The 13,368-nt window shown below is 58.9% G+C and carries 14 protein-coding genes; 7 read left to right on the forward strand and 7 right to left on the reverse strand.

Going from position 1 to position 13,368, the window contains the following annotated elements:
* Nucleotides 1-93: 93 nt before the first annotated feature.
* Genes FHX08_RS01940 through FHX08_RS01950 form a run of 3 tightly spaced genes read left to right on the forward strand, consistent with a single transcriptional unit; the run spans nucleotide 94 to nucleotide 2,614 of the window.
* A complete protein-coding gene (locus FHX08_RS01940; protein WP_132653628.1) occupies nucleotides 94-717 on the forward strand; it encodes a DUF1285 domain-containing protein in 624 nt (207 codons plus the stop codon).
* Complete coding sequence (locus FHX08_RS01945) at nucleotides 714-1,364, forward strand: CoA pyrophosphatase (protein ID WP_132653629.1); 651 nt, start codon at nucleotides 714-716, stop codon at nucleotides 1,362-1,364. The genes FHX08_RS01940 and FHX08_RS01945 overlap by 4 nt, the downstream gene beginning before the upstream one ends.
* Nucleotides 1,361-2,614 carry a CCA tRNA nucleotidyltransferase gene (locus FHX08_RS01950; protein WP_132653630.1) on the forward strand — a complete coding sequence of 418 codons (1,254 nt, stop codon included), beginning with the start codon at nucleotides 1,361-1,363 and terminating at the stop codon, nucleotides 2,612-2,614. Before FHX08_RS01945 ends, FHX08_RS01950 begins: the two co-directional genes overlap by 4 nt.
* Before the next feature lie 2 nt (nucleotides 2,615-2,616).
* On the opposite strand, the gene FHX08_RS01955 is transcribed toward FHX08_RS01950, so the two are convergent.
* From FHX08_RS01955 to hemF, 3 genes are all read right to left on the reverse strand, one after another.
* Nucleotides 2,617-2,802, reverse strand: a complete 186-nt coding sequence (locus tag FHX08_RS01955) for a DUF1059 domain-containing protein (RefSeq protein WP_132653631.1) — start codon at nucleotides 2,800-2,802, stop codon at nucleotides 2,617-2,619.
* Nucleotides 2,803-2,927: 125 nt separating this feature from the next.
* Entirely contained in the window at nucleotides 2,928-3,203 is a 276-nt protein-coding gene (locus FHX08_RS01960; RefSeq protein WP_132653632.1) for a hypothetical protein, read from the reverse strand.
* A gap of 186 nt (nucleotides 3,204-3,389) precedes the next feature.
* Nucleotides 3,390-4,301, reverse strand: coding sequence for an oxygen-dependent coproporphyrinogen oxidase (gene hemF / locus FHX08_RS01965; protein ID WP_132653633.1), 912 nt, complete (start codon nucleotides 4,299-4,301; stop codon nucleotides 3,390-3,392).
* A 133-nt stretch (nucleotides 4,302-4,434) separates the two neighbouring features.
* On the opposite strand from hemF, the gene FHX08_RS01970 reads away from it, so the two are divergent.
* Nucleotides 4,435-4,695 (forward strand): hypothetical protein, encoded by a 261-nt coding sequence (locus FHX08_RS01970; RefSeq protein ID WP_132653634.1) that lies wholly within the window; start codon nucleotides 4,435-4,437, stop codon nucleotides 4,693-4,695.
* Nucleotides 4,696-4,697: 2 nt separating this feature from the next.
* Here the strand turns inward: FHX08_RS01970 and FHX08_RS01975 are convergent, their stop codons facing one another.
* Both FHX08_RS01975 and FHX08_RS01980 read right to left on the reverse strand, forming a co-directional pair.
* Nucleotides 4,698-6,344 (reverse strand): Na/Pi cotransporter family protein, encoded by a 1,647-nt coding sequence (locus tag FHX08_RS01975; protein WP_132653635.1) that lies wholly within the window; start codon nucleotides 6,342-6,344, stop codon nucleotides 4,698-4,700.
* Nucleotides 6,345-6,532: 188 nt separating this feature from the next.
* On the reverse strand, nucleotides 6,533-6,994 hold the full coding sequence (locus tag FHX08_RS01980; protein ID WP_132653636.1) for a tRNA (cytidine(34)-2'-O)-methyltransferase: 462 nt from the start codon (nucleotides 6,992-6,994) through the stop codon (nucleotides 6,533-6,535).
* Nucleotides 6,995-7,373: 379 nt separating this feature from the next.
* On the opposite strand from FHX08_RS01980, the gene FHX08_RS01985 reads away from it, so the two are divergent.
* On the forward strand, nucleotides 7,374-9,230 hold the full coding sequence (locus FHX08_RS01985; protein WP_132653637.1) for an ABC transporter ATP-binding protein: 1,857 nt from the start codon (nucleotides 7,374-7,376) through the stop codon (nucleotides 9,228-9,230).
* A 61-nt stretch (nucleotides 9,231-9,291) separates the two neighbouring features.
* Here FHX08_RS01985 and FHX08_RS01990 read toward each other — a convergent pair whose 3' ends face one another.
* Complete coding sequence (locus tag FHX08_RS01990; protein WP_132653638.1) at nucleotides 9,292-9,543, reverse strand: CopG family ribbon-helix-helix protein; 252 nt, start codon at nucleotides 9,541-9,543, stop codon at nucleotides 9,292-9,294.
* Between the two features lie 162 nt (nucleotides 9,544-9,705).
* Here FHX08_RS01990 and FHX08_RS01995 point away from each other — a divergent pair, with 162 nt between their 5' ends.
* On the forward strand, nucleotides 9,706-11,604 hold the full coding sequence (locus FHX08_RS01995) for an ABC transporter ATP-binding protein (protein WP_132654298.1): 1,899 nt from the start codon (nucleotides 9,706-9,708) through the stop codon (nucleotides 11,602-11,604).
* Here FHX08_RS01995 and FHX08_RS02000 read toward each other — a convergent pair.
* Entirely contained in the window at nucleotides 11,575-12,504 is a 930-nt protein-coding gene (locus FHX08_RS02000; protein ID WP_132653639.1) for an endonuclease/exonuclease/phosphatase family protein, read from the reverse strand. The genes FHX08_RS01995 and FHX08_RS02000 overlap by 30 nt on opposite strands.
* A gap of 287 nt (nucleotides 12,505-12,791) precedes the next feature.
* Between FHX08_RS02000 and petA the strand changes: the two genes are divergently transcribed.
* Entirely contained in the window at nucleotides 12,792-13,367 is a 576-nt protein-coding gene (gene petA, locus FHX08_RS02005) for a ubiquinol-cytochrome c reductase iron-sulfur subunit (RefSeq protein ID WP_132653640.1), read from the forward strand.
* The last annotated feature ends 1 nt before the right edge of the window (nucleotide 13,368 follow it).

Genomic DNA, 13,368 nt, shown 5'->3' on the forward strand with positions numbered 1-13,368 from the left:
CGATACAGTTATGAAGATGTTGCGGGCTGACAAGTTTGTTCCAAATGACTATCTCGTGACTGTATTTTGTTAAGAGCAAACCGAGACGGAAGAATGGCAGCCGAGGAAATGAGGCATAGCGCGGATGCAGCGGGACTTGCCGCGCTTATTTCGCGCGCCTCCGAGGCGAAATCCGGCAAAAAGCGCGGGTTACCGCCCGTAGACAAGTGGAATCCGCCTTTTTGCGGCGATATCGACATGGAGATCCGGGCGGATGGCACGTGGTTTTACATGGGCACGCCGATCGGCCGGCAGCCGCTGGTCCAGCTCTTTTCGACCGTCTTGAGGAAAGACGAAGACGGGAAAACCTATCTCGTAACTCCTGTGGAAAAGGTCGGCATCAGGGTCATCGACGCGCCCTTTGTCGCCGTCGAGATGAATGCAAGCGAGCGGGATGGGCAGCAGGTTCTGACGTTCCGCACCAATGTCGGCGACGTCATAGAGGCCGGCAAGGATCACCCTTTACGCTTCCCGAGGCATGCGAAAGATAGTGAACTGAAGCCATACCTGCATGTGCGGGGGCGGCTCGAAGCATTGGTTTCGCGCGCCGTGATGTATGAACTGGTCGAACTCGGCGAAGTGGCCGAGGTCGCCGGCCGGGAAATGTTCGTCGTTCGCTCCGGCAGCGGGACCTTTCCGATCATGCCGGCCGACGAACTGGAAGCTGCCTCCCGATGAGTGACGCGATCAGCACGACCTACCCCTTATTTTCGGCTGCCGAGTTCCGCCGGCGCGCGCTCCACCAGATCGGCGCACCCATCGATCATGCCTGGCGTGACCATGGCGATCATGCGCTCAATCCCGATATCGTTGCGCTGGTCGAGACCTTCAAGCTGCGCGACGCGGCCGTACTGGTGCCTGTCATCGATGATGGCGATGAGGCAAAGGTGATCTTCACCAAACGCACGGCGACGCTGCGCAAGCATTCCGGCCAGATTGCCTTTCCCGGCGGCTCGATCGATCCCGACGATGTCTCCCCCGAGATGGCGGCGATCCGCGAAACCGAGGAGGAGATCGGTCTTGCTGGCGGTTTCGTCGAGACGGTCGGGCGGCTGCCCAACTACCTGTCGTCCACCGGGTTCCGGATCACGCCCGTTCTCGGCGTCGTACGACGCGGCTTTTCGCTGCAACTCAATCCGACCGAAGTGGACGATGTTTTCGAGGTGCCGCTTTCCTTCCTGATGGACCCGGCCAACCATACGCGAGACAAGCGCATGGTCGACGGTATCGACCGGCATTTCTACCGCATGCCGTACAAAACACGAATGATCTGGGGCATCACTGCGGGTATCGTCCGCACGCTCTATGAAAGGCTTTATGCATGACTTCAGTCGCCGATCAGGCATGGTTTCAGGATCCGGCGCTCGGCCAGGTCTTTGCGCTCCTGAACGCCGATGGCGGGGAAGGGCGTGTGGTCGGGGGGGCGGTGCGCAACAGCCTGATGGGGCTGGCAGTCGCTGATATCGATATTGCCACCACATTGCTACCGGAGGTGGTGATGGAGCGGGCGCAAGCTGCTGGTGTCAAGGCGGTGCCGACAGGAGTTGCCCATGGCACGGTAACGCTCGTCATCGATGGCCGGCCCTTCGAGGTGACGACGCTGCGTACGGACGTGGAGACGGACGGTCGTCGTGCCAAGGTGGCTTTCAGCACGGACTGGCAATCCGATGCCGAGCGGCGCGACCTTACGATCAATGCGCTCTACGCAAATGCTGCGGGCGAGGTGATCGATCTCGTGGGCGGGCTTGCTGATATAGAGAAGCGTAATATCCGCTTCATTGGTGATGCGGCGACAAGGATTGCCGAGGATTATCTGCGTATCCTGCGGTTCTTCCGCTTCTTTGCCTGGTACGGCTCCGGCCGGCCTGACGCGGAAGGCCTGAAAGCTTCGTCGGCTGCGCGCTCGAAGCTCAAAACGCTGTCGGCCGAGCGGGTCTGGTCCGAACTCAGGAAGCTCCTGTCGGCGGAAGATCCGGGGCGTGCGCTTCTGTGGATGCGGCAGGTTGCGGTTTTGACGGAAATCCTGCCGGAAACCGAGAAATGGGGCATCGACACCATTCCGGCGCTTGTTGCGACCGAAAAGGCGCTCGGTTGGGCGCCTGATCCGTTGTTACGACTTGCTTCGATCATCCCGCCCGATCCGACGCGTGTGGAGGCGCTGGCCTCGCGGTTGAAAGTTTCGAATGCGGAGGCGAGCTATTTCAAGGAGTGGGTTAAGGCTGCACCCGTCAACGACGAGATTTCCGCTGCCGCTTTCGAACGGCTGCTTTATCGCAATGGTACCGACGGGATCATCGTACGGCTGAAGCTGGCCCTTAGCATCGCTCGCGGCAAGGCGGAGGGCAGTTTCGAGGAGATGAGCCGTTCGGCGCGGCTTTCAAAGCTTCTGGACCATGCACGTGCTTGGAAGAAGCCGCAGTTTCCGCTGAACGGCGGGGATGTAGTGGCTACGGGCATACAGGCCGGACCGAAGGTCGGCGAAATACTCTCGACCTTGGAAAACCAGTGGGTGGAAGAGAATTTCTTCGCCGACCGGGCGACGCTGCTCGCCCGGCTTTCGGAGATTACCAGATAAGATCAGGCCGCGTTCGCTTCGTCGCGGATGCGTGCCTTGATATTGTCCACCATGTTTTCGCGAATGATCGTTTCACCGTGCGTGGTTCTCATATGCTCGACGGCGCGGCGAACGACTTCAGCATCATTATCGGCCCTGGTGTGCCAGTCGCACCCGGGAACGAGTGTACCGCATTCGAAAAGTCGCATGGTCTTCTCCTGTCTCTGGAACGCCAAACAACCGCGCTTTCGCGCGATTGACGAATGTGCGGCAATGGAGAAGGTTCCGAGGAGGAAAAACTTCGGCCGACTGGACATCGGCCGAAAGGCTCTGCTTATGGGTGGGGCATTGCCCAGGCCATGTAGGTGTCCGAAAGGTGAGCGGGCATGTTGCTGTTGGCAGCACGTGTTGCCTGCTCTTGAATTTCTTCCGGAGTCTTGCCGCCTGCGAGCTGCAATTTCACCTGCTGGATAAAGCAGGAAAGCGGCAGGTCGGAGCCGCTTTTCGCTCTTAGGTCTTCGGCAATGCGCGTTAGAAACTCGGGCGCGTCGACTGCGCGGGACGTTTCCTGAATATCTGCAGAAGCAGACGAGCCGCTTTGTACCGTCATGACAATCCTCCTCCGATTGTAACGCACAGAGACTAACTTAGGACGCACTCAGCTCTGATGAAGGCCTTTCAACGCGATTTTACCGGATTAGTATTTCATTTTTATCGGCACGCCGCGCGCCAACTCGGAATGTGGCGCGACTATTGCAGAGCACATGCACCCTTAAATCTGTTTGTGCGCCGTGCCTTAGGGCCAGCGCACGACGGGCGGCAGGGACGAGAGAATGGATTCGACATTGCCGCCGGTTTTCAGGCCGAAGATCGTTCCCCGGTCATAAAGCAGATTAAACTCCACATAGCGGCCACGGCGAATCAATTGTTCGTCACGATCGGCTTCGGTCCACTCCTTGTTGAAGTTTGAGCGAACGATCTTGGGATAGACCATGGAAAAGGCCCGGCCGACATCGCGGGTGAAGGCAAAATCGGCATCCCAGCCGCCGGCTTCCTCGCTAGAATGCAGCCAGTCGTAGAAGATGCCGCCGACGCCGCGCGCTTCATTGCGATGCTTGAGGAAGAAATAGTCGTCGCACCATTTCTTGTAGACGTCATAATCGGCGACCGCATGGTTTCGGCAGGTGATCTCCATGGCTTTGTGGAAGAGCTGTGTGTCTTCATCTTCCTGCGTGCGGCGGCGTCCGAGTACCGGCGTCAGATCGGCGCCGCCGCCGAACCAGCGGCTGGTGGTGACGACCATACGGGTATTCATGTGAACGGCCGGCACGTTGGGATTGACGGGGTGGGCGATCAGCGAAATGCCTGATGCCCAGAAGCGCGGATCCTCATTGGCGCCCGGTATCTGCGCCCGAAAGTCGGGGGCGAATTCGCCGTAGACGGTGGAGGTGTGGACGCCGACCTTCTCGAAGACACGGCCCTCCATCATGGACATGCGGCCACCGCCGCCGGCGCCGTTTTCGCGCGACCAGTCTTTGGCGACGAAACGGCCGGGCTCCTGATCGGAGAGAGGGCCTTCGAGTTCATCTTCCAGCGTTTCGAAGGAGGCGCAGATCGTATTACGCAGCCCTTCGAACCATGTTCGGGCGGCGGCTTTCTTGTCCTCGATGTCTTCGGGCAGGCCGATCGGCAGTTCCGGTCTTTCCATGCGATTCGCTCTTTCCTGATTTCAACATTGGTTTAGCAGGTGAGGCAGAGGGCCGCCAGCAGAGGAGGCACGTGCAAGATTCGACTCGCAAAGGCTGAATTTCGATACTACCTTCCATCCAGAGGTAGGTTTCATGGCGAAAATTCCAGGGCCTCCGCCCTTTGAAGGCTTGAAGCGCAGGATCGCAAGGCATCGGGCAGAAGCGTCCGCCCGGCAGAAGGATCATTTCATCCGCGAAACCTACAGGATGGGGCTGACCGAAGCCCGTGCCAAGGCGCGCGAATGGTTCGACGAGTATCCGAAAGCCGCCTACTGGACTGAAGTCGAGAGCTGGCGCCAGCTCGAAGGCGACCAGATCGAATTCACCATGCGCCGCCTGCCATCTGCCGACTGAACCTATTCCGCCGCATCACGCAGACGGCTTTCGATCAGTAAGCCGCTTTCGTCGAGAATCGGATGTGCTACTGAAACGATGTGCGCATTGATGCGCTTCAGGTCGCGTAGCATGTCGAGATGCAGCGAACTCGTCTGCAAGCTGTCGGTCCGACCGTCGCGCAGGCGCTCCAAATGTCGTTCGGCCGATTGCTTCTCCATGTGACGCACCTCGACCTTCACTTCCATCATCTGCCGGGCCAGATTGAAATCGCGGGTGACAAAGATCGTCTGTGCCACACGCAGATTGTCGACCGTCAGATCGAACAGCTTCCGCAATTCGCTGTAGCCGTCTTCGGAGAATTTCAGGCCGAGCGAGGCCTTCTTGCCGACCTGCTGCAGCAGGCCTTTTTCGATGATGTCACCGATATGTTCCAGGTTGATCGCATAGTCGATGATGACGATGGAGCGGCGCGCATTCTCATCGCTCAGACCGCCACGTCCGAGCTTGGAAAGGTAGACCTTCACTTCCTGCTGCAACAGGTCGACTCTTTTTTCGAGCGCGGGAATTTCGGCGAGCATGGACATGTCGTTGTGTTTGAAAGCGTCCGAGGCGCGCAGCAGCATGCGTTCGATGATGTCGCCGACGCCGAGCACTTCACGCGTCGCATTCGCAAGCGCCACGACGGGCGTCGACAATTGCTGCATGTCGAGGAATTTCGGTCCCTGGTCCAGTTGCGCATCATCGGGCACGAGGCGGGCGGTCAGGGTCGAGAGTGCTCGGGAGAAAGGCCAGGCGAGGGCGGCGAGCAGGATGTTGAACATAAGATGCGTATCGACCGGCAGTTTCGCCGGGCCGAAAGGCAGCATCTGCAGGAGCGGTGCAGCGTAACCGGCAAGCGGCAGCGCGATCAGGCAGCCCACGGTTCGCACGATCAGATTGCCGAGTGTGACGCGCCTTGCTGAGGCGGGGCCGGAGAGGGTGGCGACGACAGGCGGGATCGCGCCGCCTATGTTGGCGCCGAGGACGAGAACGATGATGAGTTCCGGCGATACGATGCCTGTCGCGGCAAGCGAGAGGACCAGGACGACCACCGCGAGGCTGGACGACGAGATGAAGGCAAGTGCTGCCGAAAGAGCGAGGGCAACGGGCCACGCGTCACCGAGCAGCCCAATGAAGGCAGCCAGCGCCGGTGAATTGCGCATCGGCTCCGTCGCACTGCCGAGCAGATAGAGGGAGAGCAGCATCAGGCCAATGCCGATCAACGCCGTGCCGCCGCCATGGCGGGCGCTGGAGTTTCCTCGGTAGAGCACCATGCCGGCGAGGATGAGGAGAGGCGAAAGCCATTCAATGCCCGTGGCGACGATCCAGGCGGTCACCGCGGTGCCGACATTGGCGCCGAGCAGCACAATCTGAGCCATGCGCGGCTTGATGAGATCGCGTTCCACGAAAGAGGCTGTCATCAGGGCTGTGGCGGTCGAGCTCTGAAGGGCGATCGTTGCCAGGAAGCCCGACAATATCGAGCGCGGCCCGGTTGCCGTACCGGTTGCCAGGCCGGTCCTCAGGCGTGCTCCAAAGGCGCGCGTGACGCCGTCCTTGACCTGCGCGAGGCCGAAGAGCAGCAGCGCTATCGCGCCGAACAGGTTGATCATGACGATCGTGGATTCCATAGCCTTGTTTTTTTCTTCTTCTTGAGAACATTTACTCAACTATTCGTTTTCGTAGTCGAGTAAATCGTTGGAATCTCACTGCTTGTGCAGATTTATTGATTGCTTGGCTAATTAATATAGCGCTTTTTCGCCAATTCAAAGCCGCGTCTGCGACATATTATGCGTCGAGGATCGGCATAAGGGCCGGTTCACGCCCAGACTATCTGCCTCATCGCCTCGCCAACGATCATCGCGGCGGAGACAGCAAGGTTGATCGAGCGCTGGCCTTCCACCATCGGGATCAGGATGCGCCCGTCCGCGCGCTCGTGGACGTGATCGGGCGCGCCGGCGCTTTCGCGGCCGAACAACAGGATGTCGTCGGGATGGAAGGTGAAATCCGTATAGCGCTGTGATGCTTTTGTTGTGGCAAGGATCAGGCGGCGGTCGGTTCCGGCACGCCATTCTTCGAAACGCTCCCAGTTGACATGGCGGGTGAAAGCGGCGGCGGCCAGATAATCCATGCCCGCGCGCTTCAGGTTTCGGTCCGAAATGTCAAATCCGGCGGGCTCGATGATATCGACCGCAAAGCCCAGGCAGGCGGCAAGGCGCAGGATTGTGCCGGTATTGCCCGGAATATCGGGCTGGTAGAGCGCCAGTCTAAGGGCTGCCATGACAGGTTGTCCGTTGCGATAGTGCGAAAATGACCTATCCGAACTGTGATTTTGACGCAACAAGACGATTTTTGAATATTCAATAGTCACTTTCCGTGTGATAGGGCTGGAAATTCTGGCATTTTCGCGTTATCGGTGCATATCTTCAATCGCCAACAGGGAGCGCCGACATGGATATATTTGTGCTGATGCGCCTCCCGCCCGTGATACGACGCTTGGCGATCTGGCGCGTGTAAGGCGCTTTTCTTCCCCATTGCCCATTTGATCATTGCGCGGCCGCTACGGCCTCGCCCCTTGAACTTCCGGTTCCCATATGTGCTTGCATGTGCCTTTGAGGTGCGAAGCTGGGGCCGGAACGCGGAGTTCCGGAGCGATTTTCATGTTTAGCTGGTTTGAACAGCGACTTAATCCCTTTCCGAGCGAGGAGCCCGTTGCTCCCCCGAAGGGTCTTTTTGCCTTCTGCTGGCATTATACAAAGCCGGCGGCGGGATGGCTTGCGCTCATGGCGTTTCTGACGGCGCTGATTGCCGTCGGCGAAGTGGCACTTTTCCAGTTTCTCGGCGACATCGTCGACTGGCTGACGAACGCCGACCGCGCGACCTTTCTGCAAAATGAAGGCTATAAGCTCGTTTGGATGGGCGCCCTGGTGCTGATCGGCCTGCCGCTCGTTGCCGGTCTCGATTCGCTTATCATGCACCAGATGATGCTCGGAAATTATCCGATGATTGCGCGCTGGCAGATGCACCGCTTCCTTCTGCGCCACAGCATGACCTTCTTTGCCAATGAGTTTGCCGGACGTGTTGCCACCAAGGTCATGCAGACGTCGCTTGCCGTGCGCGAAACGGTCATGAAGATCCTCGACGTCTTCGTCTATGTCGTGACCTATTTCCTGTCGATGATAGTCATTATCGCGGCTGCCGACTGGCGACTTATGCTGCCGATCCTTGTCTGGCTCGGCGTCTATATCGGCATTGTCGCCTATTTCGTGCCGCGGCTTCGCAAGATCGCTGCCCAACAGGCGGATGCGCGCTCGCTGATGACGGGCCGCGTGGTCGACAGCTACACGAACATTGCCACCGTAAAGCTGTTTTCTCATGCAGGCCGTGAGGAAGTCTATGCCAGGGAAAGCATGGATAGCTTTCTGGATACGGTGCACAGCCAGATGCGCAAGGTGACGCTCTTCCATATGAGCGTCTACATGAACAACTGCATCTCGCTGTTCATCATTTCCAGCCTATCCATCTATCTGTGGCTGAACGGTACGATCTCGGTCGGCGCAATTTCCATCGCTATCGGCCTTGCGATGCGCGTCAACGGCATGTCTCAATGGATCATGTGGGAAGTTTCGGCGCTCTTTGAGAACATCGGCACGGTCTATGACGGCATGGAGATGATGTCGAAGCAGCACGATATCGTCGACAAGCCGGGGGCGCTGCAACTGACGGCGAAGAAGGGTGCGATTCATTATGAACGCGTCGGCTTCCACTACGGAAAGGGCAAAGGCGTCGTTGACAACCTGTCGCTCGACATCGAGGCCGGCGAGAAGGTCGGTCTCGTCGGGCGCTCAGGTGCGGGCAAGACGACCTTGATGAACCTGCTGCTGCGCTTCTACGACCTGGAGGCCGGCCGCATCACAATCGACGGCCAGGATATTTCCGAGGTGTCGCAGGACAGCCTTCGTGCGCTGATCGGAGTGGTAACGCAAGATACGTCGCTCTTGCACCGCTCTATCCGCGACAACATCGCCTATGGGCGTCCTGATGCGACGGATGAGGAAGTCATCGAGGCGGCAAGGCGGGCGAATGCCTGGGAGTTCATCGAAGGGCTTGTCGACATGCAGGGTCGCAAGGGGCTCGACGCGCAGGTCGGTGAGCGTGGCGTAAAGCTCTCCGGCGGCCAGCGGCAGCGTATCGCGATCGCCCGCGTCTTCCTGAAGGATGCGCCGATCCTGGTGCTCGACGAGGCGACCTCGGCGCTCGATTCCGAAGTGGAAGCGGCGATCCAGGAGAACCTCTTTGCGCTGATGGAAGGCAAGACGGTGATCGCGATCGCCCACCGCCTGTCGACCTTGACCGAGATGGACCGGCTAATCGTGCTCGACAAGGGCCGCATTATTGAAAGCGGCACGCATAGCGAGCTGGTGAGCCACGGCGGCATCTATGCCGACCTCTGGAACCGCCAGTCCGGCGGCTTCCTCGCCGATCACGAGGAAGAGGCCGAGGTGGCGGCCCAATAACAAAAAAGCCTTCCCCGCAGGAGTGGGGAGGGCTTTATTCGGCTGAAACATGAACTGCTGTTCAGAGCGCGCGGCCCCGATCGGCGCAGAGGCTGTCGGCCCAGTCGATGACGCGATGATGCTCCACGACGATAATCGAGTTGGACGCGAGCGATTGCAGCGTGAAGATGCGCTGCCGCTCTTCACGTTCGATCCAGCTTGCTATGGCTTCCGTCACGATGCTGTCGCGCGGCACGTCCAGCGCGTCTGCCAGAGCGTCGAGCTTTTCCGCAAGGGAAAGCGGAAGATGCGCCTTGAGCGTTTTCGTTTCCATATCTGCGGTCTCCGGTAAGACGCGATCATGGCACGAGATTGTAGCCGCTTCTACCCGTATCAAGACAGATGACGCCGATATTACCGATCATTACGAAAATATTAGGTTGCGTCCGCCCTATGGTCCCTTTGCCGCAATTCTGAACGGGCCTATATCGCCGTGATGCTGCTCACTCCGATCCTTCGCCTGTTTGAAACCTGGATAGATCCGTTCCGCGCCCGCGACAATATTCAACCGCCGCGCAACACACTGGGATTCATTTGGTTCTACATCGGCCAAGCCAAGTGGCCTTTTATCGCGATGCTGGTGCTCGGCGGCATGTCGGCGGCGATCGAGGCGGCCCTCTTCTGGTTCGTCGGGCGGCTGGTCGACATCCTCAGCACGATCAAGCCCGGGGCCGGCTGGAGCACGCTTCTTGCCGCACATGGAGGTGAGCTTTTCGGCATGCTGGCGCTGATTGGCATCGTCCGTTTCGTTGTCGCCTTTCTGATCGCGCTGATCGACCAGCAGGTCATCACGCCGGGTTTTTATAACCTGGCGCGCTGGCAGTCCTATCTGCACGTGTCGCGCCAGTCGCTTGCGTTCTTCCAGAGCGACTTTTCCGGCCGCATCGTCACCAAGGTCTGGTCAGCCGGGCAGGCGACGGGCGATCTTGTGACGTCGCTGATGGAAAGCGTCTGGTTCGTTGGCATCTATGCCGCCACTACGCTCGTTCTGGTCGGGCAGCTCGATTTCTCACTGGCGGCGGTCGTTCTCTTCTGGCTGGCGGCCTTCAGCGTACTTGCCCGCTATTTTGTACCGCGCATCCGCTATCACTCGCGCGAAACTGCAGAAGCAGCCTCTCTGCTCAATGGCCGCATCGTCGATGCCTATAGCAATATCCAGACGCTGAAGCTCTTCGCCCGCGACGAAGAAAGCGATCGCTATATGCTTCACGGCTTCAACACCTATCAGGACACGGTGTTGCAGTTCACGCGCTTCATCACCGGTGTGCGCGCATCGATGGCGCTGCTGTCGGGTCTGATGATCGTCACCATGGGAGGGATCAGCGTCGATTTGTGGCTACGCGGCCTGATCAGCTCGGGCGGGGTCGCCTTTTCGCTGACGCTGGTCCTGAGGCTGAACTTCCTGCTCGGGCGGCTGATGACCCAGTTCAATGGCATCATGCGCAATCTTGGTACCATTCAGAACGCGGCCGAGCTGATTTCGCAGCCTCTGCATCTCGTCAATCGCCCCGATGCGACGGAACTCGTCGTCAAGCAGCCGGGGATTCGCTTCGAGAATGTGTCCTTCGATTATGGCAAGGAAAACGCGGTCATCGACAATTTTTCGCTGACGATCCGTCCTGGCGAAAAGGTCGGCATCATCGGCCGCTCCGGCGCTGGCAAATCGACGCTCGCGCATATTCTCCTGCGCCTCTACGATCTTCAAAGCGGACGCATCCTCATTGACGGTCAGGATATCGCTGCCGTCACGCAGGAATCGCTGCGCATGCAGATCGGCATGGTCAGCCAGGATACGTCGCTGCTGCATCGATCCGTGCGCGACAATATCCTGTTCGGCCGGCCGGATGCGGGTGAGGGGCGGCTTATCGAAGCGGCCAGGCGCGCCGAGGCCCTCGATTTCATCGAGCAATTACGGGATCAGCAGGGGCGCAAGGGTTTCGATGCCCATGTCGGCGAACGCGGCGTCAAGCTCTCGGGCGGCCAACGCCAGCGCATCGCCATTGCGCGCGTGATGCTCAAAGATGCGCCGATCCTCGTTCTCGACGAGGCGACGTCGGCGCTCGATTCGGAAGTGGAAGAGGCGATCCAGTCGAACCTCAACCGTGTGATGGAAGGCAAGACAGTTCTTGCGATCGCCCATCGGCTTTCGACGATTGCGGCACTCGACAGACTTGTCGTGATCGATCGCGGCAAGGTCATCGAGGAAGGCACGCATGATGCGCTCCTCAAGCAAGGCGGGCTTTATGCCGAGCTCTGGGCGCGTCAGTCAGGCGGTTTCCTTGCTTCCGATGACAACGATACCCGCTCAGTACTCGCGAACGAAATCGCTGATTAGGCCGTAGTGGTTCGAGCCGAGACTGTCTTCCAGCCGGCTCGTCGAGCGGATGAGCAGTGGCGGTCTCGCGAAAATATGGTCAATGCTGATACCGAACGGCCCGGCAGCAACCGGCCACGACGTCGGCTCGGGGAAGGCTGTGGTAAGGCCGGTGCCGCGCAGCAGTTTTTGGATGGTCGGTGCGATGATCGACGAGTTGAAGTCCCCGGAAACGACCAATGCACCCGTGTGGCTTTGCATGGCAGTTTTCAAATCGTCGAGCTCTTCATTCTGAAAATCATCGAAATAGGGCTTGGTGAGGTGCGCAAACAGGAAATCGACGGGCGTTCCGTCGAAATCGATCGTCGCCGACACGAGCCGCCGCTTCCAGAGATTGCCGAGGTCCTGAAATTCATAGTGCGTAAAAGGACGTTTTGACAGGATCAGCGTATCGCAGATCTCGATCGTGTCGCAGCCGATGCGGTAAGGATAGATCTGCTGCAGCCGTGGCAGCTGCGGGGAGATCGGCACCGCTTCCATGAGGTCGACGACGTCAGCGCCCGATGCCAGCACGGCATCGGCAATTTTTTCGTTATTGATCCAATTGTCGATCTCGACATTGAAGGACATTAGCCGGAAAAGCCGGGGGGCATCCTGTGCAGGCGTCCTGCCGGCGAATTCGTGCAGCATGATGACGCCGTGGATATTCAGAAGGGTCGCCACCGCCAGCGTCAGGAAGCCGTACCAGTGCCGCTTGACGAACAGAGCAATGACCGCGGCCACGGCACAGATGAGGCTCAGATGGATCTGGAAGCTGTAAACGAAGGAAAGCAGCCAGAAATCGGTGACATACCGGAGCGAAACGAGGGCCAGGATTATCGTGATGAGGACGCTCAATACGCAGAAAACTGTATGCCTCATCGGCGCAAATCCAAATTCGTATGGCAGACTTACCAGCGCCTAACACGGGCCTTGGTTTGTTGCAATGCAGCAAAGCCGCAAGCCAGTGATTGCCTTAAAAAATTCACTGAAAATTCCCGCGACATTGTGCCCTCGTCCCCTTGTCAAGGCTGGACATAATTTGCGATCAAGCATAGAACGCGCCGGATTGGTGGGGAATCTATGGCCGAAATATGTTGTGATAGATTCGTCGCCTCTGGAGGGGCAGGGCGGATTTCCGCGACAATTGCGCAGAGGATGGTTAAGCCGTGAGCGAACACGTAACGACAAGCGAGGCCTCAGAGCCCACTCGCCGTGATTTCCTTTATCTCACTACTGGTATGGCGGGTGCCGTCGGGGCCGTTTCGTTTGCCTGGCCGTTTATCGACCAGATGCGTCCGGACGCTTCGACGCTGGCACTGGCTTCCATCGAAGTCGATGTCGCGAGCCTCGAGCCCGGTATGTCGCTGACGGTCAAGTGGCGCGGTAAGCCGATCTTCATCCGCAACCGTACGCCGGAAGAAGTGAAGGCCGCGGCTGACGTTCAGCTCTCGGAACTCAAGGATCCAATCGCCCGCAATGCAAACCTTCCTGCTGACGCTCCGGCAACCGGTGCCGACCGCTCTGGCGGCCAGGGCAAAGAAAATTGGATCGTCATGATCGGCACCTGCACCCATCTCGGCTGCGTTCCGCTCGGTCAGGCTGGCGAGTACAATGGTTGGTTCTGTCCCTGCCATGGCTCGGTCTACGATACGGCCGGCCGCATCCGCAAAGGTCCGGCGCCGCAGAACCTGGCGATCCCGACCTTTTCATTCGTGTCCGATACCAAGATCAAGATCGGTTGAG

Origin of the sequence: Rhizobium sp. BK529, from assembly GCF_014194105.1 — a bacterium.
Taxonomy (GTDB): domain Bacteria; phylum Pseudomonadota; class Alphaproteobacteria; order Rhizobiales; family Rhizobiaceae; genus Rhizobium.

Bases quoted from the DNA above. Each gene is read 5' to 3' on its own strand.
- FHX08_RS01940 (WP_132653628.1), top strand. From the start codon at position 94: ATGGCAGCCGAGGAAATGAGGCATAGCGCGGATGCAGCGGGACTTGCC.
- FHX08_RS01945 (WP_132653629.1), top strand. From the start codon at position 714: ATGAGTGACGCGATCAGCACGACCTACCCCTTATTTTCGGCTGCCGAG.
- FHX08_RS01950 (WP_132653630.1), top strand. From the start codon at position 1,361: ATGACTTCAGTCGCCGATCAGGCATGGTTTCAGGATCCGGCGCTCGGC.
- FHX08_RS01955 (WP_132653631.1), bottom strand. From the start codon at position 2,802: ATGCGACTTTTCGAATGCGGTACACTCGTTCCCGGGTGCGACTGGCAC.
- FHX08_RS01960 (WP_132653632.1), bottom strand. From the start codon at position 3,203: ATGACGGTACAAAGCGGCTCGTCTGCTTCTGCAGATATTCAGGAAACG.
- hemF (WP_132653633.1), bottom strand. From the start codon at position 4,301: ATGGAAAGACCGGAACTGCCGATCGGCCTGCCCGAAGACATCGAGGAC.
- FHX08_RS01970 (WP_132653634.1), top strand. From the start codon at position 4,435: ATGGCGAAAATTCCAGGGCCTCCGCCCTTTGAAGGCTTGAAGCGCAGG.
- FHX08_RS01975 (WP_132653635.1), bottom strand. From the start codon at position 6,344: ATGGAATCCACGATCGTCATGATCAACCTGTTCGGCGCGATAGCGCTG.
- FHX08_RS01980 (WP_132653636.1), bottom strand. From the start codon at position 6,994: ATGGCAGCCCTTAGACTGGCGCTCTACCAGCCCGATATTCCGGGCAAT.
- FHX08_RS01985 (WP_132653637.1), top strand. From the start codon at position 7,374: ATGTTTAGCTGGTTTGAACAGCGACTTAATCCCTTTCCGAGCGAGGAG.
- FHX08_RS01990 (WP_132653638.1), bottom strand. From the start codon at position 9,543: ATGGAAACGAAAACGCTCAAGGCGCATCTTCCGCTTTCCCTTGCGGAA.
- FHX08_RS01995 (WP_132654298.1), top strand. From the start codon at position 9,706: ATGCTGCTCACTCCGATCCTTCGCCTGTTTGAAACCTGGATAGATCCG.
- FHX08_RS02000 (WP_132653639.1), bottom strand. From the start codon at position 12,504: ATGAGGCATACAGTTTTCTGCGTATTGAGCGTCCTCATCACGATAATC.